Raw genomic sequence first — 26,342 nt, 5'->3', positions numbered from 1 at the left:
CCGGGCGGCCTTCTTGGTGGTGCGGGTGCGCTTCGGCTTGACGGCCTCGGCGGTCTCGGCCACGGCGGCCCCGTCCACGACGGCCTCGGTGGCGACGGCCTTCTTGGCGCGGGTGGCACGCTTCGGCTTGGCCTCCGCGACCTCGGTGCCGTCGACGACCTCGACGGGCGCGGCGGCCTTCTTGGTCGTACGCGTCCGCTTCGGCTTGACCTCGGCGGCCTCGGCCGGCTCGGTGGCGTCGACCGGGGCGACGGCCTTCTTGGTCGTGCGGGTGCGCTTGGGCTTGGCCTCGGCTTCGGTGACCTCGGTGGTCTCGACGGCCGCGGCGGCCTTCTTGGTGGTGCGGGTGCGCTTCGGCTTGACGGCCTCGGCGGTCTCGGCCACGGCGGCCCCGTCCACGACGGCCTCGGTGGCGACGGCCTTCTTGGCGCGGGTGGCACGCTTCGGCTTGACCTCGGCGGTCTCGGTGCCGTCGACGACCTCGGCGGCCTTCGCTGCCGGGGCGGCCTCGGCGACCTGCACGGCCTCGGGAGCCACGGCGGTCTCGGCGGCGGCGGCCTTCTTCGCCGTGCGCGTGCGCTTCGGCGCGGCCGGGGCCTCCACGACGGCCTCGGCCGGCTCCACGACCGCCGGGGCGGCCGCGGCGGGCTTCCGGGTGCGCGTCCGCTTCGGCTCGGCCGGGGCGGTCTCCTTGGCCTGGGCCGGGATCGTGGCCGCGGTGGCCGCCGCGATCGCCGCGGCGGCGGTCTCGACGGTCTGGAAACCGAAACCGGCCTCGGCCTCCGGACGGACCCGGGGGCGGCGACGGCGCGGCTGGCGCGGCGCGGACTGCTCCGCCACCGGAGCGGCGGCGGGGGCCTTCTCGGCGCGCGCCGGGGTGGGCGCCGCGGCGGCCGGGGCCGACACGGCGGTCTGCTGCGCGGCACCGGAACGGCCGGCGCCACCCGAGCCGCCACCCGTGCGGGTACGGCGGCGGCGACGCGGCTTCGACGGGGTCTCCGGCGCGGACTGCTCCGGAGCCGACGGCTCCGCGACGGCCGGGGCCGCCGTCACCGCCGGGGCCGCCGTCACCGCGGGGGCCTCGGCGCCCGCGGCCGAACCGCCACGGGTACGGCGGCGCTGGCGCGGGGTGCGGGTGCGCGCGGGGCGCTCCTCCGCGACCGGCGCGGACTTCGGGCCCCGGCCGCCGCGGCCACCACGGCCGCCGGTCTCGCCCAGGTCCTCGATCTCCTCCGCCGCGAGCCCGGCAAGGGTCCGCTCGGAGCGCGGCAGTATGCCCTTCGTGCCGGCGGGGATGCCCAGCGCCTCGTAGAGGTGCGGGGAGGTGGAGTACGTCTCCTCCGGCTCGTCGAACGGGAGCTCCAGCGCCTTGTTGATCAGCTTCCAGCGCGGGATGTCGTCCCAGTCGACCAGCGTGACGGCCGTACCCGACTTGCCCGCGCGGCCGGTGCGGCCGATGCGGTGCAGGTAGGTCTTCTCGTCCTCGGGGGACTGGTAATTGATCACGTGGGTGACGTCGTCCACGTCGATGCCGCGGGCGGCGACGTCGGTGCAGACCAGGACGTCGACCTTGCCGTTGCGGAACGCGCGCAGCGCCTGCTCGCGGGCGCCCTGGCCCAGGTCGCCGTGGACCGCGCCGGAGGCGAAGCCGCGGCGGGCCAGCTGGTCGGCGATGTCGGCGGCCGTCCGCTTGGTGCGGCAGAAGATCATCGCGCGGTTGCGGCCCTCGGCCTGGAGGATCCGGGCCACCATCTCCGGCTTGTCCATGTTGTGGGCGCGGAAGATGTGCTGCGCGATGTTGGCGTGGGTCTGGCCCTCGTCGTCCGGCGTGGTCGCGCGGATGTGCGTGGGCTGCGACATATAGCGGCGCGCGAGGCTGATGACGGCGCCCGGCATGGTGGCCGAGAAGAGCATCGTCTGGCGCTTGGCCGGCAGCATCGTGATGATGCGCTCGACGTCGGGGAGGAAGCCCAGGTCCAGCATCTCGTCGGCCTCGTCCAGGACGAGGGCCTTGACGTGCGCGAGGCTGAGCTTCTTCTGGCCGGCCAGGTCGAGCAGGCGGCCCGGGGTGCCGACGATCACGTCGACGCCCTTCTTGAGCGCCTCGACCTGCGGCTCGTAGGCCCGGCCGCCGTAGATGGCCTGGACTCGGACGTTACGGACCTTGCCGGCGGTGAGGAGGTCGTTGGTGACCTGCTGGCAGAGCTCACGGGTGGGGACCACGATGAGCGCCTGGGCGGCGTCGGTCAGCTGCTCGGGCTTCGCCCGGCCGGCCTCGACGTCCGCGGGGACGACGACGCGCTCCAGCAGGGGGAGGCCGAAGCCCAGCGTCTTGCCGGTGCCGGTCTTGGCCTGGCCGATGACGTCGGAGCCGGAGAGGGCTACCGGAAGCGTCATCTCCTGGATGGGGAAGGGGTGGACGATGCCGACGGCCTCAAGGGCTTCGGCGGTCTCGGGAAGGATCCCGATTTCTCGGAAAGTGGAGAGAGTGGACAGGATCTTGCCTCTTCTGTGAGACGCGGCGTGAGGCGGCGAAGGGGGTCGTACGTACCGCGCCGGGTACTGGTCCGGCCTGGGGAAGCCGGATGACGCGGGACCACTGCCTTCGCTCTCGCACACGTGCCGCGAGCGGATCCCTCCAGGTGCGTACGCCTCGTACGCGCCGCGCGGAGGGCGGTCGGTTTTGGAAGCCGATCGGGCCACCGACCGGGCATCCGCTGAAGTTCCGAGGGCCGGGTGAATGACGCTCTCGGAAGGCACAGCATGGGACAGCCCGCCGAATACTCGACAGGCGCATTACCACTGTACCCCGGAAAGGCGCATGCGTGTCCGGACAATCCTTCGGACAGATGGGGAGGAACTGGCTGACCAGGCCCTTCCCCGGCTTGCGGAGCGGGCTATTGTGCGCTTCATGCAGACGTCCGACAACGCTGACAGCGCCCAGAACACCACCGAGCCCGCCGAGGCCCTCACCGGAATCGCCGCCCAGGACTGGGACCAAGCCTCCGCCGACCCGCAGTACCGCGCGGCGGTCGTCGACCTGCTGGGCGCCCTCGCCTACGGAGAGCTGGCCGCCTTCGAGCGGCTCGCCGAGGACGCCAAGCTGGCCCCCACCCTGGACGACAAGGCGGAGCTGGCCAAGATGGCCTCCGCCGAGTTCCAGCACTTCCAGCGGCTGCGCGACCGCCTCGCCGCCGTCGACGTGGAGCCGACCGGCGCGATGCAGCCCTTCGCCGCCGCGCTCGACGAGTTCCACCGCCAGACGGCGCCGTCGGACTGGCTGGAGGGCCTGGTCAAGGCGTACGTCGGTGACTCGATCGCCAGTGACTTCTACCGTGAGGTCGCCGCCCGCCTGGACTCCGACACCCGCGCCCTGGTGCTCACCGTGCTCGACGACACCGGCCACGCGAGCTTCGCGGTCGAGAAGGTGCGCGCCGCCATCGAGGCCGAACCGCGCGTCGGCGGCCGGCTCGCCCTGTGGGCCCGGCGTCTGATGGGCGAGGCGCTCTCGCAGGCGCAGCGCGTCGTCGCCGACCGGGACGCCCTGTCCACGATGCTGGTGGGCGGCGTGGCCGACGGCTTCGACCTCGCCGAGGTGGGGAAGATGTTCTCCCGGATCACCGAGGCGCACACCAAGCGCATGGCCGCGCTGGGTCTCGCCGCCTGACGTCCTCCCCGGCGGGCCGTCCGGGAGGAGCCGGACCGGGTGGCGGCGCACGGCCGTCCCCCGCCGCCGGGCGGGCCCGCTTCAGGCCGTGGCCGACCGTCGGGCCCGGTCCCCTTGGCGCAGCAGCAGCGACAGCAGCGCCACGGCCACCCCGAGGGAGACGGCCAGGGTCGCCGGCAGCTGCCCCGGGCCCAGCACGGAGTGGGCGAGCAGGGCCCCGAAGAGCGCGGCCGTGGGGCCGGTGGCCAGCGCCAGGCGGCGGGGGCGGAACTGCCCGAAGCGCGCAGGCAGCCAGCGCAGGGCCGCGAGCGAGACGGCGAGGCCGATGAGGACCGAGCCGAGCGCTTCCCAGAGGATCATGGTCACTTCCCTCCCGTACCGGGGTCGAGGAGCGGGTGCAAAACGGTCGAAGCCGTACTACCCCCGGGTGGGGCCGGGCAACCCTCGCGGGTGGTCTCCCGCGGAAGGCCGGGCGGTCTCCGTCAGGTCCCCCGGTCCCCGGCCGCGCGGGGCGCCCCTCCCTTTCGTACGACAACGGCGGGGCCCCGGTGAATTCCTCACCGGGGCCCCGCCGTTGTCACTCGGCCTGTGCGGCTCAGAGCGTCGCGCTGAAACCGACCTTGCGGACGGTCGGCTCGCCGATCTCCACGTAGGCCAGACGGTCGGACGGGACCAGGACCTTGCGGCCGTGGTCGTCCACCAGGCTCAGGAGCGGAGCCTTGCCGCCGAGCGCGTCGGCCACCGCACGCTCGACCTCTTCGGCAGACTGCCCGCTCTCGAGAACGATCTCGCGGGGCGCGTGCTGCACGCCGATCTTGACCTCCACGGCTTATGTCCCTCCGAAGGTATGGGGTTCCCCCGTGGCGAAGCCCAGGGGAGGAGTGCGCGGACAGCCGCGCCGTACGTTCCACACACTAGCCCGGTACGGCCCCGCGCCGAGCCGGTGCCCGCACGCTGGCAGCGAACAGGAGCGCCGGTCCGCGCGGTGCCGGGGTGCTCCGGGGCGCGCGCCGGGCGGCTCAGACCGCCTCGGGCCCGTTCTTCGGGAAGCCGGCGATGCCGCGCCAGGCCAGCGACGTGAGCAGCTGGACGGCGGTGTCGCGCGGCACGGAGGACTCGCTGGAGAGCCAGTAGCGGGCGACGACCTGGGAGACGCCGCCGAGGCCCACGGCCAGCAGCATGGCCTCGTCCTTGGACAGGCCGGTGTCCTCGGCGATGACGTCGCTGATCTCCCGCGCGCACTCCAGGGAGACCCGGTCGACGCGCTCGCGCACGGCCGGCTCGTTGGTGAGGTCGGACTCGAAGACCAGACGGAAGGCGCCGCCCTCGTCCTCCACGTACGCGAAGTAGGCGTCCATGGTGGCCGCCACCCGCAGCTTGTTGTCGGAGGTGGAGGCGAGCGCGGTGCGGACCGCGTGCAGCAGGGCCTCGCAGTGCTGGTCCAGCAGGGCCAGGTAGAGGTCCAGCTTGCCGGGGAAGTGCTGGTAGAGGACCGGCTTGCTGACGCCGGCGCGCTCGGCGATGTCGTCCATCGCCGCCGCGTGGTAACCCTGTGCGACAAAGACTTCCTGGGCCGCGCCCAGCAGCTGATTGCGTCGGGCTCGGCGCGGCAGACGCGTGCCTCGCGGCCGCGCCTCGGTCTGCTCGATGGCTGTCACGCCGCCTCCCATGATCGTTCCCTGCACGGTGTGCACCGCGCCCGCCATCGTACTTTTGGGTAACCGGGCCGTGCGTGGTCGGAGCGGAGAATTTCACGTACCGGACGCTGTGGGAAGTCGACAAATTACCGACAATTGGGCGCAGGACGCCCCGTGCCCCCGCGGTCGGCCCCCGGAACGCCCGGATCGCCCCGGATCAGCGGTAGTCGTCCTCGTCCAGGTCCACGACCCGGGCCTGTTCGGCGACGTCCGCCTCGTTGGCGCTGCCGGGGTCGATCCCGGTCAGCGGGTCGTCGCGGTGGGGCGAGACGTCCGCCAGCTGCTCGGCGGCGTCGGCTTCCGGTGCCTCCACGTCGATCTCCGTGACATCGGGATCGTCCTCGAACGTCTCGGGATCGGACGGGTCAACGGTCATGCGGTACCCCTTCCCGGGGAGAACGTCCTCGTACTCCTGGGTACGAGCCTAGGAGAGCGGCCCCCTCGACGCCAGGCGATCTGTGACCGCCGCCACAACAGCCCCGGCGTGATCGTCTCGTAACATTGCCCGCATGTCTTCGACCGAGTCGCCGGATGCCCGTGCCGTCCCCGTGGTCCCCCCGGGGCGGCCGTCGCGGGTGGCCGAGGGCGAGGAGGTCCGCACGGTGACCCTGCCGGGGGTCACGCTGGCCGTGCGCCACCGGCGTCCGCGCCGCCCGGAGCTCCCCCGCGCCCTGTTCGTGCACGGCCTCGGCGGCTCCTCGCAGAACTGGTCCGCTCTGATGGACAGGCTGGCGGGCGACGTCGACGGCGAGGCGCTCGACCTGCCCGGTTTCGGCGACTCCCCGCCGCCGGACGACGGCGACTACTCCCTCACCGGCTTCGCGCGTGTCGTCATCCGCCACCTCGACGCCGCCGGGCGCGGCCCCGTCCACCTGGTCGGCAACTCCCTGGGCGGCGCGGTCGTCACCCGCGTCGCCGCGGTCCGCCCCGACCTCGTGCGCACCCTGACGCTCGTCTCGCCCGCCCTGCCGGAGCTGCGCCCGCAGCGCACGGCGGTGCCCACCGGGCTGCTCGCGGTGCCCGGCGTCGTCTCCCTCTTCGCGCGGATGACGAAGGACTGGACACCCGAGAGACGTACACGCGAGGTCCTCGCGCTCTGTTACGGGGACCCCGGACGGGTGACACCCGAAGGGTTCGCGGAGGCCGTCGCGGAGTACGAGCGGAGGCTGGAGCTCCCCTACTTCTGGGACGTGATGGCCCGCTCCGCGCGGGGCATCGTGGACGCCTACACCCTCGGTGGCCAGCATTCGCTGTGGCGTCAGGCGGAGAAGGTGCTTGCCCCTACGCTGCTCGTCTACGGAAAGCGCGACCAACTGGTCTCGTACCGTATGGCAGCGCGAGCCGGCAAGACTTTCCGCGACTCGCGGCTGTTGACGCTTCTGGAATCAGGACATGTCGCCATGATGGAGGACCCGGACGCGGTGGCACGTGCCTTCCGCGACCTGCTCGCGGACACCGCCGCCACCGCAGAACGGAGCGCTACGCCTCGTGGGTAAACACAGTGCACGTGCCTCCCACGCTTCTCCCCGGCCCGCGGCGCCCGCCGCCGGGGGCCCCACCGGTGACGCCGCCGGGAGCGGCGGCGAGGAGTCCGGACCACGGGGCGGTACGGGCCCCGCGTTCGGCACCGGTTTCGACGCCGGGTTCGGTGCCGAGGCCGGTACGGCGCCCGGTACGGGCCGCCGGCGCGCCTCGGCCGCCGAGGAGACCACCGGCCCCGACGCCGCGGAGCCCTCGTCGGCGGGCGGATGGCCGGACCCGCTGTTCGACCCCGAGTGGACCGGCGCGGCCGGGAGCCGGGGCGGACAGCCGGGTGAGCACCAGCCGGAGCCGGGCGTCGGCTGGGGCGTCATCGGCGTCCAGCGCGGCCAGGCCGCGGGCCCGGCCGGCGGCTACGAGCACCACACCTACGGCTCGCTCCATGTGACGGACCGTCCGGCCGGGCCGGAGCCGGCCCACCAGCCCGTGCTCCCGTTCGTCGTCGACGAGGTGTTCCCGCCCTCCGTCTCCTCCCCCTCCGCTTCCACTTCCGCTTCCGGTTCCGTCTCAGGTCCGTTCGTCGCGCCGGGTCCCGCCGTCGCGTCCGCCGAGGCCCCCTCCGCCGTGGACGCCGGCACCCCCCGCGTGACGCTCACGAGACCCGGCAGCCGTCGCGCGCCCCGCGCCACCGGCCCCCTCCGTGCCGGCAGACCCGGTCAGGGCCTCGCACGCACCGCCACCGGCGTGGCCGCCGCCCTGGTCACGGCCGTGCTCGCGGTGATCGTCGCCGGTCAGGTCGAGGAGGGCGCGGACAGCAAGGCGCAGGCCCGCTCCGCGGACGTCGAGCGCACCGGCCCGGACGCCGCCTCGCGCTCCGACAGCCGCCCCACGCCCAACGGCGGCGCGGTGGTCCCGGCCACGTACGAACAGAAGATGGCGAAGAAGTACCCGCTCGCCCCCGACGCGCGGGGCACCGGCGACTTCGAGACCGTGGGCGGCCACGACAAGGCCACCGGCAAGGGCGAGGTGCTGCGCTACCGCGTGGACGTGGAGAAGGGGCTGCCGCTCGACGGCGGGCTGTTCGCCACGGCCGTGCAGCGGACCCTCAGCGACGAGCGCAGCTGGGGCCACGGCGGCGACCGCACCTTCGAGCGCGTCTCCACCGGCCCCACCGACTTCGTGATCACCCTGGCCAGCCCCGGCACCACGGCCACCTGGTGCGCCAAGTCGGGCCTGGACACCACGCAGGACAACGTCTCCTGCGACTCCGCCGCCACCGACCGCGTCATGATCAACGCCTATCGCTGGGCACAGGGCGCGCAGACCTACGGCGACCGGATGCACGCCTACCGGCAGATGCTGATCAACCACGAGGTCGGCCACCGGCTCGGCCACGACCACGAGACCTGCGCCAAGGAGGGCGCGCTCGCCCCGGTGATGATGCAGCAGACGAAGTTCCTGACGACGGACGGCGCCACCTGCCGGCCGAACCCCTGGCCGTTCCCGGGGGAGTGACCGGGCGGGACCGGGCAGGGACGGGGCAGGGGCCGGGTGCCCGGGGCGATCCGGGCGTAAGCGCATGATCCGGGTTCCTGCCGTTCCGTATCCGCCCGGCCTGCGGGCCTTGATCGATCGTCCCGCTCCGTGAGATGTCTCATCTCTGGATATGAGACATCTTTGCCACCTGGCGAAAATTCGTCCAATGTTCTGCGCATGTCGCACCACCACGCCCCCGAGATCGCCGGCTTCGAGCTGGCGCTGATCGGCGTGGCCGCGCATGCAGTCGCCGACATCCTCTGTCGCTGAGACCGCCCCATCCCCCCGCGCGTACTTCCGCGCCGCGCCAACGCGCAACGGCATCGCGTCCGTCGGGGGCGGTCCACGCGCCCTTGCGCGATCTTCCTCAACCGCCTTCCGTGGGTGCTTGCACTCTCCTTACGATCGCTTTCCCGCGAAAGGCTGACTTCGTCATGCGTCAACTTCCCGCCATATCCCGCCGCGTGGCCGCGGCCGCCGTCAGTGTGGTCCTGCTCGGAGGCGCGGCGGCGTGCGGCCCGGAGAAGAGCGGCGGTGACGCCAAGGGCGGCGCCGACGGCGCCCCGCAGAAGGGCGGCACCCTGACCGTCCTCAACAGACAGCCGCAGAAGACGTTCGACCCGGCGCGCCTCTACACCTCCGGCGGCGGCAACGTCCCCTCGCTCGTCTACCGCACGCTCACCACCCGCAACCGGGAGAGCGGCGCCGAAGGCACCAAGGTCGTGCCCGACCTGGCCACCGACATCGGCAAGGCGAGCGACGACGCCAAGACGTGGACGTACAAGCTGAAGGACGGGCTGAAGTACGAGGACGGCTCGCCCATCACCACCGCCGACATCAAGTACGGCATCGAGCGCTCCTTCGCCGCCGAACTCTCCGGCGGCGCCCCCTACCTGCGCGACTGGCTGGTCGGCGGCGACACCTACCAGGGCCCGTACAAGGAGAAGAAGGGCCTCGACTCGATCGAGACGCCCGACGAGAAGACCATCGTCTTCCACCTGCGCAAGCCCGAGGGCGACTTCCCCTACGTCGCGACCTCCACCCAGTTCGCCCCGGTGCCCAAGGCCAAGGACACCGGCGCCAAGTACGCCGAGCACCCGGTCTCGTCCGGCCCGTACAAGGTCGTCAAGAACGCCAACGACGGCGAGCAGATGGTGCTGGAGCGCAACGAGAACTGGTCGGAGGCGACCGACAAGGAGCGGCACGCCTACCCCGACCGGATCGAGGTCAAGTCCGGCCTCTCCTCCGCCGTCATCAACCAGCGGCTCTCCTCCGGCCAGGGCGCGGACGCCGCCGCCGTGACCACCGACACCAACCTCGGCCCCGCCGAGCTGGCCCGGGTCACCGGCGACAAGAAGCTCGCGGAGCGGGTCGGCACCGGCCACTTCGGCTACACCAACTACCTCGCCTTCAACCCCACGGTGAAGCCCTTCGACGACCCGAAGGTGCGCCAGGCCATCTCCTACGCCGTCAACCGCACCAGCGTGGTGAACGCGGCCGGCGGCTCCTCGCTGGCCGAGCCGGCGACGACCTTCCTGCCCAACCAGAAGTCCTTCGGCTTCACGAAGTACGACCACTTCGCGGGCGGTGCCACGGGCGACGCGGCCAAGGCCAAGGAGCTGCTGAAGGAAGCCGGCCAGGAGAACCTGGAGATCACGCTCACCCACTCCACCGCCCAGGACTTCGAGACCAGCCCCGAGATCGCCACGGCCGTGCAGGCCGCGCTCAAGGAGGCCGGGATCAAGGTCAAGCTGGAGGGCCTGGAGATCAACGACTACGACGAGAAGACCCACACCCTCGACAAGCAGCCGGGTCTCTTCCTCGCCCACTGGGGTGCCGACTGGCCCTCCGGCGGCCCCTTCCTCGCGCCGGTCTTCGACGGCCGGCAGATCGTCAAGGAGGGCGCGGGCAACTACAACGCCTCCCGCCTCGACGACTCCAAGGTCAAGGACGAGATCGACGAGATCAACAAGATCACCGACCATGACTCCGCCGCCGAGCGCTGGGGCGCCCTCGACCGCAAGATCGGCGAGCAGGCGCTGACCGTCCCGCTGTTCCACCCGGTCTACAAGCGCCTCTACGGCAAGGACGTCAAGAACGTCGTCATCAGCGACTGGACCGGTGTCCTCGACATCTCGCAGGTCGCGGTCAAGTGACGGACCTCCTCACCACCCCGGAACCGGAGGCGGGGCTCGCCCCCGCCTCCGGGGCCCGGCAGGTCTGGCGGCGGCTGAGGGCGCGCAGGTCCGCGCTCGCGGCCGCGGCCGTGCTGGGTCTGCTCGTCCTCCTCGCCCTCGCCGCGCCGCTGCTGGCCGCGCTGGAGGGACAGGACCCGAACACCTACCACGACGCCCTCGTCGACTCCGCGCGCGGCGGCGTGCCGCTCGGCGACTTCGGCGGCATCAGCGCCGAGCACTGGCTAGGCGTCGAACCGGGCACCGGCCGCGACATGTTCGTACGGCTGCTCTACGGAGCCCGGGTCTCGCTGCTGGTCGCCCTCGGCGCGACCGTCGTCCAGGTGCTCATCGGCCTCGCCGTGGGCCTGGCCGCCGCTCTCGGCAACCGGTTCGTCGACAGCGTGTTCAGCCACCTCACCGATGTGATGGTCGCGATGCCGCTGCTCGTCTTCGCGATCGCGCTGATGGCCGTCGTGCCCGCGGACTTCCCGCGCCCGCTGCTGCTCGTCATCGCCATCGGCCTGCTCGCCTGGGGGCCCATGGCACGGCTCGTGCGCGGCCAGACGCTGAGCCTGAAGAAGCTCGACTACGTCTCGGCCGCCCGGCTGACCGGCGGTTCGTCCTGGCGGGTCGCCCGGCGTGAGCTGCTGCCCGCGCTCGCCGCGCCCGTGATCACCTATGCGGCCATCCTGCTGCCGAGCAACATCGTCATCGAGGCGAGCATGTCCTTCCTCGGCGTGGGGGTGAAGCCGCCGACGCCCTCCTGGGGGCAGATGCTCTCGACGGCCAGCACGTGGTTCCGCGCGGACCCCGCGTACGTCCTGCTGCCGGCCCTGATGCTGTTCGTCACCACGCTCGCCTTCACGGTGCTCGCCGACGGGCTGCGCGTCGCGCTCGACCCGCGTGAGGCGTCCCGGCTGAGGGTCGGCCGAGGCGGCCGCGAGTCCCCCAAGTCCCGTCCGGGAGGCACGGCGTGACCCTCTACTTCCTGCGCCGCGCGCTGGGCGCGGTCGCCGTCGTCCTCGTGCTGTCGGCCGTCGTCTACGTGACGTTCTACGTCGCGCCCGGCGACCCCGCCCGCCTGGCGTGCGGCCCGCGCTGCAACACCGAGCAGATCCGGCAGGTCCGCGAGCAGCTCTCGCTCGACGACCCCCTCCTGACGCAGTACTGGCACTTCCTCCAGGGCATCTTCGTCGGGCAGGACTACTCCACCGGAACCAGCGTGCTGCATTGCGACGCACCCTGCTTCGGCCTCTCGTACCAGAACAACCAGCAGGTCACCGACATGCTCGTCGAGCGGCTGCCCGCCACGGCCTCGCTGGCCGTCGGCGCCATGGCCGTCTGGCTGTCGGTGGGCATCGGCACCGGTCTGATGTCCGCGCTGCGGCGCGGCGGGGTGACCGAGCGGGTCCTCACCTGGCTCACCCTGGCCGGCACCGCCACCCCGGTCTTCATCAGCGGCCTGCTGATGCTGATGGTCTTCTGCGCCTATCTGGAATGGCTGCCGTTCCCGACCTACGTGCCGCTGACCGAGGACCCCGAGCAGTGGGCCTGGAACATGCTGCTGCCCTGGGTGGCGCTCGGCCTGCTCGAATCCGCCAAGTACGCCCGCCTCACCCGCAGCTCCACGCTGGAGACGCTGGCCGAGGACCACATCCGCACCTTCCGCGCCTACGGCGTGCCCGAACGGTCGCTGGTCGTCCGGCACGCCCTGCGGGGCGCGCTGGCCCCGGTCATCGCCCTCACCGCCGCCGACTTCGGGTCGATCTTCGGCGGCGCGGTGCTGACCGAGAAGATGTTCGGCCTGCCCGGCATCGGCCAGCTGCTGGTGGACGCCACGCAGAAGATCGACCTCCCGGTCGTCGTGGCCGTCGTGGTGATCACCGGCGCCGCCGTCGTGATCGCCAACATCGTGGCGGACGTGCTCTACGCCGTCGCCGACCGAAGGGTGGCCCTGCGATGACCGCCGGCACCGCGTCCCTGGTCTCCGTGACGGACCTGTCCATCGCCTTCCCCACCGGGGAGGGCGTGGTCCGGGCCGTCGACGGACTCTCCTTCACCCTCGCCCCCGGCGGTGCCCTGGGCATCGTCGGCGAGTCCGGGTCCGGCAAGAGCACCGCCGCGTACGCCCTGCTCGGCCTGCACAAGGGCACCGGCGCCGCCGTCTCCGGCTCGGTGACCGTCGCCGGGCACGACGTGCTCGCCGCCGGGGACGCCGAACTGCGCGCGCTGCGCGGCGGGGTGGCGGCCATGGTCTTCCAGGACCCGCTCTCCTCGCTCGACCCCTACCAGGCCATCGGCGACCAGATCGCCGAGGTCTACCGCGTGCACCGTAAGGACGCCTCCCGGCGCGCCGCCCGGGAGCGCGCCACCGAGGTCCTCGACCGGGTCGGCATCCCGGACGCGGCCCGCCGCGCCCGGTCCCGGCCGCACGAGTTCAGCGGCGGCATGCGCCAGCGGGCCCTGATCGCCATGGCGCTCGCCTGCGAGCCCCGGCTCCTCGTCGCCGACGAACCCACCACGGCCCTCGACGTCACCGTCCAGGCCCAGATCCTCGACCTGCTGCGCGACCTGCGCGCGGAGACGGGCATGGGCCTGATCCTCGTCACCCACGACCTCGGGGTGGCCGCCGGCACCGTCGACGAGCTGCTGGTGATGAAGGACGGCCGGGCGGTCGAGCACGCGCCCGTGCGCACCGTGCTCGACGCGCCGCGCGAGACCTACACGCGCGACCTGCTGGCCGCCGTGCCCCGGGTGAACGTCCGCCGGACCACCGGGGTGAAGCGGCCGTCCGCCGAAGGGCCCGGCGGCGGCGTGCTGCTGGAGGCGGACGGCCTCACCCGGACGTTCGGGAGCGGCCGTAAGGCCGTCACCGCCGTCGAGGACGTCTCGCTGACCCTCCGCGCGGGCGAGACCGTCGGGGTCGTCGGCGAGTCCGGCAGCGGCAAGACGACGCTCGGGCGGATGCTCGTACGGCTCCTGGAGCCGACCGGCGGCGCGCTCCGATACCAGGGGCGCGACATCGGCGGCCTGAAGGACCGCGAGCTGCGGGCGTTCCGCAGCGAGCTCCAGATGGTCTTCCAGGACCCGGTCTCCTCCCTCAACCCCCGGCGCAGCGTCGGCGAGTCCATCGCCGACCCGCTGCGCGCCGCCGGGCGGCTGGGCGACGCGGAGATCGTCGCCCGGGTGCGGGAACTGCTGGAGCGGGTGGGGCTCGACCCCGGCGCGTACCACCGCTACCCGCACGAGTTCAGCGGCGGCCAGCGGCAGCGGGTCGGCATCGCGCGGGCGCTCGCGCCCGAGCCCAAGCTGATCGTCTGCGACGAACCGGTCTCCGCCCTGGACGTCACCACCCAGGCGCAGGTGGTGCGGCTCCTCGGCGAGCTCCAGCGCGACCTGGGCCTCGCGCTGGTCTTCATCGCCCACGACCTCGCCGTCGTACGGCAGGTCAGCGACCGGCTCGTGGTGATGCGGAACGGCCGGATCGTGGAGGAGGGCGACGCCGACTCCGTCTACGAGCGGCCCGGCCACCCCTATACACAGGGCCTGCTGGCGGCCGTCCCGCTGCTCGAAAAGGCGGAAGCCGCCGCATAGCGCGAAGCAACGCCCCATCTTCGGGAAAGTCACTTCTGTTCACCCCTTCCGGTGGCGCGACGGACAACCGTCCGTCGCGCCGCACGGCCCCGCGCATAGCGTGCTCCCGCTGCCGTTCGGCGGCTGCCGAGGCCACAGTGGACAGACGGGGGTGCGTGCGTGCGCGTGGGACTCCTCACGGAGGGTGGATATCCGTATGCCGCGGGTGAGGGTGGCGAGTGGTGCGACCAGCTCGTCAGGGGGCTCGACCAGCACGACTTCGAGGTCTATGCCCTGAGCCGGGGCGCCCGCCAGGAGCGCGGCGGGTGGTACGGCCTCCCCAAACAGGTGCGGCGGGTACGGACGGCACCGCTCTGGGGCGACCCGCCGGAAGGGGACACGGGGCGCGCGTACGGCGCGTACGGGCGGCGCGAACGGCAGCGGTTCGAGGAGCACTTCGGGGAGCTGGCGGCGGCGCTCGTCGCCACGGACGCGGGCGGGGCCGGAGGGGCCGGGGGAGCGAGAGGGGCCGGTGGGGCGGCGGACGCGTCCGGAGCGTCCGGCACGCCGGACGACCCCGCCACGGCGGACGCGGCCGGGACGGGGGGCGCCGAGGGGGCGGCCCCCTCCGCCGAGGGCCAGGCGTACCGTTTCGCCGAGGGCCTGCACGGCCTCGCCGACCTCGCACGGGAAGCCGGCGGCCTCGGCGCCGCGCTCCGCTCGGAACAGGCCCTGCGCACCCTGGAGGCGGCGTGCCGCGCGCCCGGCGCGCACCCCGCGGCGTACGGCATCCGCGTCGCCGACCTCCTCGCCGTCTCCGCCTTCCTGGAGCGGGTGCTGCGGCCCCTCTCCCTGGACTGGTACGGCGCCGCCGGCGACCACGACCGGGGGCTCGCCGCCGTCGACCTCTGCCACGCCACGTCGGCGGGGCCCGCCGCGCTGCCGGGGCTGCTGGCCAAACGCTTCTTCGGTACCCCGCTCCTCGTCACCGAGTACGAGGTGCGGCTGCGCGCCCACTACCTCAGCGGCGCCGCGGACTCCGCCGGGCTGTCGCTCGCCGTAAGGACGCTGATCTCCTCCTTCCACCGGCTGCTGTCCGCCGAGGTCTACGGCCGGGCCGACCTGATCACCCCCGGCGACGCCCGGGTGCGGCGCTGGCAGGAGCGCTGCGGAGCCGCCCGCGAGCGGCTGCGCACGGTCCACCCCGGAGTGGACGAACGCCCCTACGACGCGGTCGGCCAGGGGGCCGAGGACCCGCGGGGCCCGGCCGGCGCGTCCCTGGACGACGGCCGGACGCTGCTCTGGCTGGGCGACCCCGAGCCCCATCTGTGGGACGCCTTCGCCGCCGTGCGGGCGGCCGAGCCGGGGGCGGCGCTCAGGGTCGTCGGCGCCCCGGCGCCGGGCGCCGGGCCGCCGGACGGCGTGACGTACGAGGAGACCGTGCGCCCGGAGACGTACGCGGCGGGCAGTGTCGTCCTCGCCGGGGCCGCGGACGCCTTCCCGCTGCCGCTGGTCGAAGCGATGTTCTGCGGCCGGGCGACGGTCGCGCCGGACGCCTGCGCCGTCCGGGAGGCCGTCGGCGGCACGGGCCTGGTCGTCCCGCCGGGCGACCCCGCCGCGCTGGCCGCCGCCTGCCTCGACCTCCTGCGCGACCCCGGCCGGCGCGCCCGGCTCGGCGCGGCGGCGCGGGAGCGCGCCCTCGAACTCTTCACCGTGGAGCGGCATGTGACGGCCTTTCGCGGCATCTACCTCGAACTGATCTCACGGGCCCCCGTCCGGCAGGACGGGTCCGACCCGTCCGTCCCCTTCGGCCGCGCCGCCGGGGCGCACCCACCGCTCCACTGGTCCCCGCGCGCCGCCTCCCCGACCTGGGCGGGGCGCCCATGAGCACGTCACTGCGGGCCGGCAGCCCGCCGAACCCCACCGGCATACCCGCCCCGACGGCACCCGCCGACCCGGTGAAGGCGCTCCTCCAGCACCACCGCGAGCTCTGCGCCCGCGCCGTGGACCCCCTGGAGATCGCCGCCGTCCTGGAGGCGCGCGGCGCCGCGGACCACACGGCGGCCGAGTGCCGCCACCGCGATCTGTTCTCCCTGGCCGAGGAGTTGTACGCGCGCGGGCGCGGCACGGAGCCGGTGCCGGACGTGCCGGGAGGCACGGCGACGGCACCGCGTGGCGGCGGCCTCCGGGGCGCCGGGTTCCCGCACGGCGGCTCTCCGCCAGGGAGCCTGCTGCGGGGCGGCTTCCTCCGGGGCGGCCTTCTGCTCGAAGACACCCCGGACGGCGGCGTCCCGCGGGGCGGCCCGCCGTACGGTGAACTGCCGCACCGCGGGCCGCGGCACCGGGAACCGCCGCGAGGCGGCGACCCGTCCCCGCCGTGCCGCCCCGCCGGTACCTACCGATGGCGGGCCGCGCGGTGGGTCGCCGTGTTCTGGCTGATCGGGTACGGCCTCGTGGGCGACCGTCTCCTCGCGGCTCTGCTCGCCGGGCGGCCCGTCCGGGAGCTCGCCGGGCCCGGCGGCCCGGCCGGGGTGCTGGCCGCCGCCGTGCCGACGGCGCTCGCCCTGGCCTGCGCCGCCGCGCCCGCGGCCTGGAGCGCGCGCTGGTTCACGGCACGGGCGGGCCGCGCCCTCCTCGGCAGCCGCACCCTCGCCGAGTTCCGGGCCCGCGTGCGGCCCGTGCCCGTCCTCGCCACCGTGTTCCACCTCGCCGCCCTGGCCGCCCTCCTGGCCGCCGGGCACGCGGCGCTGCGGGGCACCGTGTCCCCGGGGCCGCTCGCCGCCGTCACCGCCCTCGGGGGGCTGCTCTTCGTGGCCCGCCTGGCGGCCTCCCGGGGGCTGGGCCGGGCGGCCGCCTCCGCCGCGCTCGCGGCCTGCGCGGCGGAGGCCGCGGCGCTGCTCGGCGCCCCGCTCTCCCCGGGCGGCGGGCCGCTGCGGCCCGTGACCGCCCTCGCGGAGGCGCACGGACCCGCCGCCGTGCCCCTGGTGGCGTGCGCCGTGCCCGCGCTCGCCCTGCTGACCCTCGCCCTGCCCGCGCTGACCCGGGCCTCCGCCCACCGGAGCGCGGTGGCCCCCGCCGTGTCCGCAGACCCCGCAGACCCCGCCGCCCCCGGCGAGCCCCGGCCCGGTGAACCGTCCACCGGGCCGCACACCCCTGTCAGAGGAGCAAGGAAGATGACCGTTCACCCCATCCGCACCGCCGGGCCAGAGGGAGGGCGCGACCGATGAGGGTCCTTCTGCTCGGAGCCAACGGCTACCTCGGCCGTTACGTGGCCGACCGGCTGCTCGCCGACCCCGCCGTCCAGCTCACCGCCCTCGGCCGCGGCGACGACGCGGATGTCCGCTTCGACCTGGCGACCGGCAGCCCCGGGGCGCTCACCCGCTTCCTCAACGCCGTCCACCCCGGAGTGGTGATCAACTGCGCGGGCGCCACCCGCGGTGGCGCCCGCGACCTCACCCGGCACAACACCGTCGCCGTCGCCACCGTCTGCGAGTCCCTGCGGCGCAGCGGCTGCGGCGCCCGCCTGGTCCAGCTCGGCTGCTCCTCCGAGTACGGGCCCTCGCAGCCCGGCTCCTCCACCGCCGAGGACGCCGTCCCGCGTCCCGGCGGCCCGTACGGCGTCAGCAAGCTCGCCGCCACCGAGCTCGTCCTCGGCTCCGGCCTGGACGCCATCGTGCTGCGCGTCTTCTCGCCCGTCGGGCCCGGCACCCCGGCCGGCTCCCCGCTGGGCCGGCTCGCCGACGCCATGCGCCGTGCCATGCAGAGCGGTGACAGCGAGCTCAAGCTCAGCGGCCTCGGGGTGCAGCGCGACTTCGTCGACGTCCGCGACGTGGCCCGCGCCGTCCACGCCGCCTCCCTCTCGGCCGCCCAGGGCGCCGTCAACATCGGCACCGGCCGCGCGGTCAGGCTCCGCGACGCCGCCTCCCTGCTCGCCCGCGTCGCGGGCTTCGGCGGCGCCCTCCATGAGCTGGACGACCCGCATCTCGGCACTCCGCCCGCCTACCCCTACCCGGACGGCTGCGGCAGCTGGCAGCAGGCCGACGTGCGCACCGCACGCGACCGGCTCGGCTGGCGGCCCCGGATCGGCCTGGAGGAGTCACTGGCCGACATCTGGATGGAGGCGGCGTGTCGTATCTGATCCCCTCCGGCCGCCGGGCCTCGCCCGACACCGACGCCCCGCTGCGGTTCGGCGTCCCCGGCATCGCCCACCCGCTGCTCGCCCCCGCCGAATGGGGCGAACTCCTGCGCACCGACGTGCCGGTGGACTGGGTCGTGCTCGGCAGCGGCGCCATCGCCGCCCCCGGCGCCTCGGGCGGTCCGGGCGCCCGCCCGGACCCGTACTGCCTGCCCGCCGTCGCCCGGCTGCGGGACGCGGGCGTCCGGCTCCTCGGCCACCTGGACCTGAAGTTCGGCGAGCGCCCCTTCGAGGAACTCCTCGGGGAGGCGCAGCGCTACCTCAACTGGTACAAGGTGGACGGCTTCTCGCTCGACGCCTGCCCCACCGGCCGGGCCGCGCTGCCCACGGTCCGCCGCACCGTGAGCGCCCTGCGCACGCTGCGCGAACGCGCCCGGATCGTCCTCGTCCACGGCGCCCACCCCTGCGCGGGCTACGCCGAACTCGCCGACCAGCTGGTGACCTTCCGCGGGCCGTGGTCCGCCTACCGCTGGTCGCAGGTGGCCGAGTGGACGGCCGACCACCCGCCCGAGCGGTTCTGCCACCTCGTGCACGGCGTCCCCCGGGCGCACCTGGACGAGGCCCTGCGCATCGCCCGCTGGCAGGGCGCGGGCACCATCTACTTCACCGACCGGACGGACCGGGACGAAGCGGACCCCTGGGAGGTGATGCCCGGCTACTGGGACGAGATCGTCTCGCGCATCGGACCTGGTGTCTCGGAATGAGACGGGGCGTGGCAGGGTTACAGGGGAAGAACCGAACGCCGCCTGTATGTTCCCCGCGCGAGCGGGGATGCCTCTCCTGGAGACCCCGTGTCGCTGCCACCCTTGGTCGAGCCGGCCGCCGAGCTCACCGTTGACGAGGTCCGTCGGTACTCCCGTCACCTGATCATCCCGGACGTCGGGATGGACGGGCAGAAGCGCCTGAAGAACGCCAAGGTGCTCTGTGTGGGTGCCGGCGGCCTCGGTTCCCCCGCCCTGATGTACCTCGCCGCCGCCGGCGTCGGCACCCTCGGCATCGTGGAGTTCGACGAGGTCGACGAATCGAATCTGCAGCGCCAGATCATCCACAGCCAGGCCGACATCGGCCGTTCCAAGGCCGAGTCCGCCCGTGACTCCGTGCTGGGCATCAACCCGTACGTGAACGTCGTCCTCCACCAGGAGCGCCTGGAGGCGGAGAACGTCAAGGAGATCTTCTCCCAGTACGACCTGATCGTGGACGGCACGGACAACTTCGCCACCCGCTATCTGGTCAACGACGCCTGCGTGCTGCTGAACAAGCCGTACGTCTGGGGCTCCATCTACCGCTTCGACGGTCAGGCGTCCGTCTTCTGGAGCGAGCACGGCCCCTGCTACCGCTGCCTCTACCCGGAGCCCCCGCCGCCGGGCATGGTGCCCTCCTGCGCCGAGGGCGGCGTGCTGGGCGTGCTGTGCGCCTCCATCGGATCGATCCAGGTCAACGAGGCGATCAAGCTGCTCGCGGGCATCGGCGAGCCGCTGGTCGGCCGCCTGATGATCTACGACGCCCTGGAGATGACCTACCGCCAGGTCAAGGTCCGCAAGGACCCCGGCTGCGCGGTGTGCGGTGAGAACCCCACGGTCACCGAGCTGATCGACTACGAGGCGTTCTGCGGCGTGGTCTCGGAGGAGGCCCAGGAGGCCGCCGCGGGTTCCACGATCACTCCCCGGCAGCTCAAGGAGTGGATCGACGCGGACGAGAAGATCGACATCATCGACGTCCGCGAGCCCAACGAGTACGAGATCGTCTCGATCCCGGGCGCCCGGCTGATCCCGAAGAACGAGTTCCTGATGGGCTCCGCCCTCCAGGACCTGCCGCAGGACAAGAAGATCGTCCTGCACTGCAAGACGGGTGTCCGCTCCGCGGAGGTCCTGGCGGTCCTGAAGTCCGCGGGCTTCGCGGACGCGGTGCACGTGGGCGGCGGCGTGATCGGCTGGGTGCACCAGATCGAGCCCGAGAAGCCGGTGTACTAACCGGTCCGCTTAGGCGTATTGCCCACGTGTGCGGGGCGGGCCGGCTTGCTCCGGTCCGCCCCGCGGCGTTCTCGGGGGTGAGAGCGCCCTCGGGCCGCTGGGGGCGTGCCTCTGGCCCGGGCGGGCGGCTTTTCTCCGCGCCTTCCGGTTTCTCCGCGCCCTCCAGGCGTTCCCGCCCGGACCGGACGGGAACGCTTCCGGCCCGTCCGGGGCCGCCGGCCCGGCGGGCCCGGCGCGGCCCTCGTCACCGCCCGCGCAGCGGCGCGCAGCCTATCCGCGCCGCCATCGCGTCCACGAACGCCGGGAACGCGTGCCTGGGGTCGTCCAGCCGCGTATGGGTCCGCCCCGGCCCAACCCGCATCGCGAAGACCGTCGGTCTCCCCCCGCACTCCGCCCGCACCAGCGCCCCCGCCGCGTCGATCCGCCCCCGCCCCCGCCAGCCCGGCGCCGGTGCCGAGGCGCCCGTCAGGCCGTCGAAGAGGGCGACGATCCTGGGTCTGCCGACCATCGTGAAGCGGGCCGCGGGACGGCCGTCGTCGCCCCCGGAGACCGCGCAGGACTGGAGGTCGTCACCGGCCCCGCCGCCCACCGTGTCCGTCAGGTGCTCCCCGGCGGCGTCCTCGCCCAGCCCAGGGATCGCGCACCGCCCGGCCGGCGTGTCCGACGTGTCCGGCGCCGGCGGCGGGGACGACAGGGGCGGTTCGGGACGCAGTCGCAGGGAGGGCGCCGAGGAGCAACGCGTCGCCTCCGTGGCGCGGTTGGCCACCCGGACGAGTAACTCCCCCGTCCGCGAGGGGGAGGAGTCGTCCGGGAAGCCTGGATGGCTGCCCCTGTCGGCGGCGTCCGTGAACGAGCTGGTGAGCGTCACCACCGACGGGCGGCCGCCCACGTCACAGCTCTCCGGCAGCACCAGCGCGCCCGAGCCGTCGGCCGTGAAGCCCGGCAGCAGCCCCGGCAGCGCCCGGTCGCCGCCCGCGAACAGCCCGCCGACCCAGTCCCGCCGGCCCTCGGCGTCCCTCGGGCCCGTGCCGAGCCGGACCTCGATCCGCTGCTCGTACGCCCCCGCGCCGCGGCCGCCCCGCCAGCTGAGGACGCAGTGGCCGCGCGGCCGCTCCCGGGTGGGGACGCTCTCCTCCGCGGCGCGCTCCCGGCCGCCGTCCCGGAACGGGCCCGACCCCTCCGTCCAGGCGCCCCAGCAGTACGTCCGGCGGGCCAGCGGCGTGGACTGCGTCTGCCAGAGCGCGACCAGGGCGGCCACCAGGGCGGCGACCGCCAGCAGGCCGGTGAGCACGCGCACTTTGCGCTCGGCCTGCCCGGTGGGCCGCGGCGGGCTGTACGACATCGCATTCCCCCCGACCGTCCGTCACGGAACTGCTGTGCGGGAGATCGTAGTGCGAGCCACAGACATTCGACGCGTCGGTTCGAGCCACCGATGATATGTGTTATGTGCTGTGTGTACGTTGAACAGTACTATGAGCAGATCTTGCCCGGTTGGGGCACCTTACCCTCCAACAGGTACGCGTCCACCACTTCCTTGACGCACGCGTTGCCGCCGTCGTACGCGCCGTGCCCCTGTCCCCGGTACGTGAGCTCCACTCCGACGCCCGGACCCAGCTCGCGCACCATCGCGCGCGCCCCCTCGTAAGGGGTAGCCGGGTCACCGGTGTTGCCGACGACGAGGATCGGCGGCGCCCCCTTGGCGCTGACGTCCGGGGTCTGCCATTCGCCCTTGACCGGCCAGCCCGTGCACTGGGTGAGGCTCCAGGCCATGAAGTCCCCGAACACGGGGGAGGCCCTGCGGAACTCCGGCACCTTCGCCTCGATCTCGTCGGCCGTGTAGCGCTGCGCGAAGTCCGCGCACGTGATGGCGTTGAGCGACGCCTGGAGCGTGCTGTAACGCCCGTCCTGGCCCCGGCCGTTCAGGGAGTCCGCGAGGGCCAGCAGCAGCTTGCCGTCGCCGTTCTCCGCGTCCTCGATGCCCTCCGTGAGGTAGTCCCAGAAGTCCTGCGAGTACAGGGCCTGCGCGATGCCGGCCGTGGCGAGCGAGCGGGTCAGCTCCCTGCCGCCCGCGCCGGGCACGGGCTTCTCGTCCAGCCGCCGCAGCAGCTCGCCGATCTGCCGCTCCGTCGGGCAGTTGTCGGAGTTCTTCACGCACGCGTCCATGTAGTTGCCCAGTGCGAGCTGGAACCCCTTCGCCTGACCCAGGGAGCCCCGCACGGGGTCGCTCGTCGGGTCCACGACGCCGTCGAAGAGCGCCCGGCCCACCTTGTCCGGGAACAAGTGGGCGTACACCCCGCCCAGTTCGGTGCCGTACGAGACGCCGAAGTAGTGCAGCTTGTCGTCGCCCAGCACCCGCCGCATCAGGTCCATGTCGCGGGCCGCGTTCGACGTCCCCACGTGCGGCAGGACCTTCCCCGCCCGCTTCTCGCACGCCCGCGCGTACTTACCCACCCGGTCGACCAGGTCCTTCGCCTCGGCCCTGGTGTCGGGGGCCGCGTCCGCCGCGTAGTAGGCGTCCAGTTCCTTGTCGCTCAGACAGGTGACCCCGCTGCTGCGGCCGACGCCTCGCGGGTCGAAGCTGACCAGATCGTAACGAGTGCGGAGTTTGGTGTAGTCGTCGGCGAACGCCGGGAGCGTGGTGATCCCCGAGCCGCCGGGGCCGCCGAAGTTGAAGACCAGCGAGCCGATGCGGTGGGCCGGGTCGGTGGCCTTCGCCCGGATCAGCGCGAGGTCGACGCCGCCGTTCTCGGGGTTGCCGTAGTCCAGGGGCGCGCGCAGCGTCGAGCACTCCCAGTCGGTGCCCGGCGCCTTGCCCGTCGCCCCGCTCTCGCTGCCGCTGGGGGCCGGGCACGCCTTCCACGTCAGCCGCTGGCGCTCCGGGGCGTCGGCCGCCGCCGCTGCCGAAGCCGAGCCGCCGTTCTCTCCGCCGCCCGCGCAGCTGACGGCGGAGAGGGTGAGCAGCGCGGCGCACAACAGGCCCCCGGCCCTTACGGAACTGGACAACGGCGCGCTCCCGGGGTCGAGGGCTGAGGGGCCGGAGAAAAGGGGCCGACTGCCATCTTGCGGGGTGGGGGGCGGGGGTGCGCGCGGGGTGGGGCGTTCGGGTCACGCGGGGGCGATTCGGGGTGCTGAGGTTTGTTTTTTTTGCCCTTACGGCGGTGCGAATCCGCCGCCTTGCGGTGGTGTGAACCTGGCGCCTTGCGGTGGTGCGAACCTGGCGCCTTGCGGCGGTGCGAACCTGTCGCCTTACGGTGGTGCGGATCCTGCGTCCTTACAGCGGTACGAACGTGACCTCTGTCGCCTTCACGCTCACCCAGACCTTTACGCCCTCCGCCAGCCCGAGGTCGGCCGCGGCCGGAGGGGTGACCTCCGCGACCACGTCGGGCTCTCCGGCCACGAGGACGCGCAGCCGGGCGCCCTGTGCGGTGATCTCGCGGATCGTGCCGGGCCAGACGTTCCGGGGGCTGCCGCCGGTGGGGCGGGTGGTGTGCAGGGACACCGCTTCCGGGCCGACGACCGCCAGGCCGGGGCCCGGGGCCTCGGGGCCGGGTTCCGCGGTGACGAGGCTCGTGCCGCCGTTCAGCGCGACGGTGCCGTCGCCCGTGGACTTCCCCGGCCACGCGTTCCGGCCCAGCATCCGGGCGACCCAGGGGGAGCGGGGGTGGCGGGTCAGCTCGGCGGGCGTCGCGTACTGCACCGTGCGGCCGTCCTCCAGGACGAGGACGCGGTCGGCCAGCGACACGGCTTCCACGGGGTCGTGGGTGACGAGCAGGCAGACGCCCGGGAAGTCGGCGAGGTGGGTGCGCAGGGTGTGCCGGACGTGCGCCCGGGTCGACTGATCGAGCGCGGCCAGCGGCTCGTCCAGGAGTAGCAGCCGGGGGCGGGCGGCGAGGGCGCGGGCCAGGGCGACGCGCTGGGCCTGGCCGCCGCTGAGGCTGCCGGGGCGGCGTCGCGCGAGTCCGCCCACGTCCAGCCGGTCGAGCCAGCGCCGGGCCTCGCGGTGGGCCTCGGCGCGGGGGACGCCCTGGGCGCGGAGGCCGTAGGCGGTGTTGGCGAGGGCGCTCAGGTGGGGGAAAAGGGCGCCGTCCTGGGGGACCCAGGAGATGTGCCGGGTGTGCGGCGGCTTGCGGGAGGCGTCGGTGTTCCCGAGGAGGAGTTCGTGGGCGCTCGCTCGGTCTGTGAGGCCCAGGAGTGCTCTGAGGAGGGTGGTCTTTCCCGCGCCGTTGGGGCCTACTACGGCGATGGTGGTGCCCGGTTCGGCTTCGATGCGGGTGGTGGTCGCGCCTGTGACCGTGGTGCTCAGCGGGTGCGGGGTGGGGTCGGGGGCGGGGCGGGGAGGGTCCTCCGGGGCTGCATGATTTACGGCCCCTGTCACAGGAGCGAAGAACCCCGAAAGTCGCCGCAAATCACGCTTTACGCCCTCTCCGGAGCCCTCCCCGCCCCGCCCCCTTCCGCCGCCGTCCTGCTGCCGGCCGCTGCCCAGCCACCGGCCTCGTAGCGCCATGAGGACCGCCGTCGCGATCGCCAGGAGGAGCAGCGATACCGCCGTCGCCCCTTCCGGGTCGTCCTGGAGGAGCAGGTAGACCTGGAGGGGGAGGGTCTGGGTGGTGCCCGGGAGGTTGCCCGCGAAGGTGATCGTCGCGCCGAACTCGCCCAGGGCGCGGGCCCAGCTGAGCGCCGCTCCGGCCACGAGGCCGGGGGCGATCATCGGGAGGGTGACGGTGCGGAAGACCCTGAGGGGCGTCGCGCCCAGCGTCGTCGCGGTTTCCTCGTAGCGTGGGTGGAGGCCCGCCAGCGCGCCTTCCAGGCTGATGACCAGGAACGGCATGGACACGAACGCCGAGGCCACGACCGCCCCCGCCGTCGAGAACGGCAGGGTGACGCCGAACCAGGATTCCAGCCACGGGCCCAGCACACCGCGCCGGCCGAAGCCCTGGAGCAGTGCCACGCCCGCCACGGTCGGCGGCAGGACCATCGGGAGCATCACCAGGCTGCGCACCAGCGCCTTGCCGGGGAAGTCCCGGCGGGCCAGCGTCCACGCCAGGGGGACACCCAGGAGGAGGGCCAGCAGGAGGGCCCAGCCGGAGACGAGAAGGGACAGCCCCAGCGCCTCGGTGACCTCGCGCGAGCCCAGGCGGGACGGCAGGGTGGCCCATGGGGTGCGGACGAGGATGCCCAGGAGGGGGAGGAAAAGGAAGGCGACGGCCAGCGCGGCCGGCAGCCCGAGCGCCAGGGGAGTGCGCCCCTGGCGCGGGCCGCTTCTCACGGCTGCTGGAAGCCCGCGTCGCGGAGCAGCTTCTGCGCCTCGTCCGTGCTCAGCCACTTCACGAAGTCGCCCGCCTCCTTGGTGTGCGCGGAACCCTTGAGGGTGGCGGCGGGGTAGGAGGCGACGGCGTTCTGGGCGTCGGGCACGGTGACCGTGGAGACCTTGCCCCTGGCCGCGGCGGCGTCGGTGAGGTAGACGATCCCGGCGTCGGCCTCGCCCAGCGAGACCTTGCTGAGGACGGCGCGGACGTTCGGCTCCTGGGACACCGGCTTGACGGTGACGTGCTGCTGGTCGAGGACCTTCTTGCTGTACCGGCCCACCGGCACCTCGGGTGCGGCGAGCACGACCTTGAGCTCGTCGCGGGAGAGGTCGGAGAGTCCCTTGACGCCCTTGGGGTTGTCCTTGGCGGTGGCGATGGTCAGCCGGTTCTTCGCGATGACCGTGGGCGTGCCGGTCTCCGTCCGCAGCCCGTCCATGGTCTTGGCGTCCGCGGTGACGAGGGCGTCGGCGGGCACGCCCTGGCGGACCTGGGAGGCGAGCTCCTGCGACCCGGCGAAGGAGAACTTCACGGTCGTGCCGGGGTGCGCCTTCTCGTACGCCGCTCCGGCCTGCTTGAAGACGTCGGTGAGGGACGCGGCGGCGAGGACGGTGAGGGTCGTCCCGTTCTTGGCGGACCCTTCGGCGTTGTCCTTCTTGTCGTCGCCGCAGCCTGCGAGGGACAGGGCGGCGGCCGTCACGAGGGCGGGCAGGGCGAGGTGGCGGGTGCGGGGCATCGGGTTCTC

22 protein-coding genes are annotated in these 26,342 nt (G+C 73.7%); 13 read left to right on the top strand and 9 right to left on the bottom strand.

Going from position 1 to position 26,342, the window contains the following annotated elements; translation table 11 throughout:
• Positions 1-2,397: DEAD/DEAH box helicase (locus tag LUZ64_RS15830; RefSeq protein WP_232398574.1), on the bottom strand; the 2,397-nt coding region annotated here is incomplete at its 3' end.
• A gap of 514 nt (positions 2,398-2,911) precedes the next feature.
• Between LUZ64_RS15830 and LUZ64_RS15825 the strand changes: the two genes are divergently transcribed.
• The gene (locus LUZ64_RS15825; RefSeq protein ID WP_095585150.1) at positions 2,912-3,667 is read left to right on the top strand and encodes a ferritin-like fold-containing protein; all 756 of its coding nucleotides are present in this window, start codon (positions 2,912-2,914) and stop codon (positions 3,665-3,667) included.
• An 81-nt stretch (positions 3,668-3,748) separates the two neighbouring features.
• On the opposite strand, the gene LUZ64_RS15820 is transcribed toward LUZ64_RS15825, so the two are convergent.
• The 4 genes from LUZ64_RS15820 to LUZ64_RS15805 all read right to left on the bottom strand — a co-directional run bounded on the left by LUZ64_RS15820 (position 3,749) and on the right by LUZ64_RS15805 (position 5,740).
• On the bottom strand, positions 3,749-4,027 hold the full coding sequence (locus tag LUZ64_RS15820) for a hypothetical protein (RefSeq protein WP_211305199.1): 279 nt from the start codon (positions 4,025-4,027) through the stop codon (positions 3,749-3,751).
• 235 nt (positions 4,028-4,262) lie between these two features.
• A complete protein-coding gene (locus LUZ64_RS15815) occupies positions 4,263-4,493 on the bottom strand; it encodes a DUF3107 domain-containing protein (protein WP_095585028.1) in 231 nt (76 codons plus the stop codon).
• 193 nt (positions 4,494-4,686) lie between these two features.
• A complete protein-coding gene (locus LUZ64_RS15810) occupies positions 4,687-5,325 on the bottom strand; it encodes a TetR/AcrR family transcriptional regulator (RefSeq protein ID WP_095585030.1) in 639 nt (212 codons plus the stop codon).
• Between the two features lie 196 nt (positions 5,326-5,521).
• Positions 5,522-5,740: an Rv3202a family protein gene (locus LUZ64_RS15805; RefSeq protein WP_095585027.1), complete on the bottom strand. Its 219-nt coding sequence runs from the start codon at positions 5,738-5,740 to the stop codon at positions 5,522-5,524.
• Between the two features lie 133 nt (positions 5,741-5,873).
• On the opposite strand from LUZ64_RS15805, the gene LUZ64_RS15800 reads away from it, so the two are divergent.
• From LUZ64_RS15800 to moeZ, 12 genes are all read left to right on the top strand, one after another.
• Entirely contained in the window at positions 5,874-6,860 is a 987-nt protein-coding gene (locus tag LUZ64_RS15800; protein WP_095585026.1) for an alpha/beta fold hydrolase, read from the top strand.
• Complete coding sequence (locus tag LUZ64_RS15795) at positions 6,853-8,358, top strand: DUF3152 domain-containing protein (protein WP_232390253.1); 1,506 nt, start codon at positions 6,853-6,855, stop codon at positions 8,356-8,358. Before LUZ64_RS15800 ends, LUZ64_RS15795 begins: the two co-directional genes overlap by 8 nt.
• A gap of 198 nt (positions 8,359-8,556) precedes the next feature.
• Positions 8,557-8,649: an Ms4533A family Cys-rich leader peptide gene (locus tag LUZ64_RS37765; protein WP_324614722.1), complete on the top strand. Its 93-nt coding sequence runs from the start codon at positions 8,557-8,559 to the stop codon at positions 8,647-8,649.
• A 164-nt stretch (positions 8,650-8,813) separates the two neighbouring features.
• Entirely contained in the window at positions 8,814-10,535 is a 1,722-nt protein-coding gene (locus LUZ64_RS15790) for an ABC transporter substrate-binding protein (RefSeq protein ID WP_095585025.1), read from the top strand.
• Complete coding sequence (locus LUZ64_RS15785; protein ID WP_095585024.1) at positions 10,532-11,533, top strand: ABC transporter permease; 1,002 nt, start codon at positions 10,532-10,534, stop codon at positions 11,531-11,533. The genes LUZ64_RS15790 and LUZ64_RS15785 overlap by 4 nt, the downstream gene beginning before the upstream one ends.
• Positions 11,530-12,519: an ABC transporter permease gene (locus tag LUZ64_RS15780; RefSeq protein WP_095585023.1), complete on the top strand. Its 990-nt coding sequence runs from the start codon at positions 11,530-11,532 to the stop codon at positions 12,517-12,519. Before LUZ64_RS15785 ends, LUZ64_RS15780 begins: the two co-directional genes overlap by 4 nt.
• Positions 12,516-14,150, top strand: coding sequence for an ABC transporter ATP-binding protein (locus LUZ64_RS15775; protein WP_095585022.1), 1,635 nt, complete (start codon positions 12,516-12,518; stop codon positions 14,148-14,150). The genes LUZ64_RS15780 and LUZ64_RS15775 overlap by 4 nt, the downstream gene beginning before the upstream one ends.
• A gap of 159 nt (positions 14,151-14,309) precedes the next feature.
• Positions 14,310-16,016 carry a DUF3492 domain-containing protein gene (locus LUZ64_RS15770; RefSeq protein WP_095585021.1) on the top strand — a complete coding sequence of 569 codons (1,707 nt, stop codon included), beginning with the start codon at positions 14,310-14,312 and terminating at the stop codon, positions 16,014-16,016.
• On the top strand, positions 16,013-17,356 hold the full coding sequence (locus LUZ64_RS15765; RefSeq protein ID WP_107426718.1) for a hypothetical protein: 1,344 nt from the start codon (positions 16,013-16,015) through the stop codon (positions 17,354-17,356). Before LUZ64_RS15770 ends, LUZ64_RS15765 begins: the two co-directional genes overlap by 4 nt.
• Positions 17,353-18,267 carry an NAD-dependent epimerase/dehydratase family protein gene (locus tag LUZ64_RS15760; RefSeq protein WP_087926393.1) on the top strand — a complete coding sequence of 305 codons (915 nt, stop codon included), beginning with the start codon at positions 17,353-17,355 and terminating at the stop codon, positions 18,265-18,267. Before LUZ64_RS15765 ends, LUZ64_RS15760 begins: the two co-directional genes overlap by 4 nt.
• On the top strand, positions 18,267-19,028 hold the full coding sequence (locus tag LUZ64_RS15755; RefSeq protein ID WP_372472010.1) for a spherulation-specific family 4 protein: 762 nt from the start codon (positions 18,267-18,269) through the stop codon (positions 19,026-19,028). Before LUZ64_RS15760 ends, LUZ64_RS15755 begins: the two co-directional genes overlap by 1 nt.
• Before the next feature lie 87 nt (positions 19,029-19,115).
• Positions 19,116-20,294, top strand: coding sequence for an adenylyltransferase/sulfurtransferase MoeZ (gene moeZ, locus LUZ64_RS15750; protein ID WP_095585019.1), 1,179 nt, complete (start codon positions 19,116-19,118; stop codon positions 20,292-20,294).
• A gap of 244 nt (positions 20,295-20,538) precedes the next feature.
• Here the strand turns inward: moeZ and LUZ64_RS15745 are convergent, their stop codons facing one another.
• The 4 genes from LUZ64_RS15745 to modA all read right to left on the bottom strand — a co-directional run bounded on the left by LUZ64_RS15745 (position 20,539) and on the right by modA (position 26,333).
• On the bottom strand, positions 20,539-21,636 hold the full coding sequence (locus LUZ64_RS15745; RefSeq protein ID WP_232390252.1) for a hypothetical protein: 1,098 nt from the start codon (positions 21,634-21,636) through the stop codon (positions 20,539-20,541).
• Between the two features lie 128 nt (positions 21,637-21,764).
• On the bottom strand, positions 21,765-23,297 hold the full coding sequence (locus tag LUZ64_RS15740) for an alpha/beta hydrolase (protein ID WP_095580623.1): 1,533 nt from the start codon (positions 23,295-23,297) through the stop codon (positions 21,765-21,767).
• Between the two features lie 268 nt (positions 23,298-23,565).
• Entirely contained in the window at positions 23,566-25,560 is a 1,995-nt protein-coding gene (locus LUZ64_RS15735) for an ABC transporter permease (RefSeq protein WP_232390251.1), read from the bottom strand.
• Complete coding sequence (gene modA, locus LUZ64_RS15730; protein ID WP_095582146.1) at positions 25,557-26,333, bottom strand: molybdate ABC transporter substrate-binding protein; 777 nt, start codon at positions 26,331-26,333, stop codon at positions 25,557-25,559. The genes LUZ64_RS15735 and modA overlap by 4 nt, the downstream gene beginning before the upstream one ends.
• Positions 26,334-26,342 lie beyond the last annotated feature (9 nt).

This window comes from Streptomyces albireticuli (assembly GCF_021228125.1).
Lineage (GTDB): Bacteria > Actinomycetota > Actinomycetes > Streptomycetales > Streptomycetaceae > Streptomyces > Streptomyces albireticuli.
Note: the sequence above shows the minus strand (reverse complement) of the source record. Positions and strands in the feature narration are given on the sequence as shown.

Excerpts from the sequence above, each read along its gene's own strand:
- LUZ64_RS37765 (WP_324614722.1), top strand. The coding sequence starts at position 8,557 with ATGTCGCACCACCACGCCCCCGAGATCGCCGGCTTCGAGCTGGCGCTG.
- LUZ64_RS15775 (WP_095585022.1), top strand. The coding sequence starts at position 12,516 with ATGACCGCCGGCACCGCGTCCCTGGTCTCCGTGACGGACCTGTCCATC.
- LUZ64_RS15765 (WP_107426718.1), top strand. The coding sequence starts at position 16,013 with ATGAGCACGTCACTGCGGGCCGGCAGCCCGCCGAACCCCACCGGCATA.
- LUZ64_RS15745 (WP_232390252.1), bottom strand. The coding sequence starts at position 21,636 with ATGTCGTACAGCCCGCCGCGGCCCACCGGGCAGGCCGAGCGCAAAGTG.
- LUZ64_RS15805 (WP_095585027.1), bottom strand. The coding sequence starts at position 5,740 with ATGACCGTTGACCCGTCCGATCCCGAGACGTTCGAGGACGATCCCGAT.
- modA (WP_095582146.1), bottom strand. The coding sequence starts at position 26,333 with ATGCCCCGCACCCGCCACCTCGCCCTGCCCGCCCTCGTGACGGCCGCC.
- LUZ64_RS15760 (WP_087926393.1), top strand. The coding sequence starts at position 17,353 with ATGAGGGTCCTTCTGCTCGGAGCCAACGGCTACCTCGGCCGTTACGTG.
- LUZ64_RS15790 (WP_095585025.1), top strand. The coding sequence starts at position 8,814 with ATGCGTCAACTTCCCGCCATATCCCGCCGCGTGGCCGCGGCCGCCGTC.
- LUZ64_RS15820 (WP_211305199.1), bottom strand. The coding sequence starts at position 4,027 with ATGATCCTCTGGGAAGCGCTCGGCTCGGTCCTCATCGGCCTCGCCGTC.
- LUZ64_RS15825 (WP_095585150.1), top strand. The coding sequence starts at position 2,912 with ATGCAGACGTCCGACAACGCTGACAGCGCCCAGAACACCACCGAGCCC.
- LUZ64_RS15800 (WP_095585026.1), top strand. The coding sequence starts at position 5,874 with ATGTCTTCGACCGAGTCGCCGGATGCCCGTGCCGTCCCCGTGGTCCCC.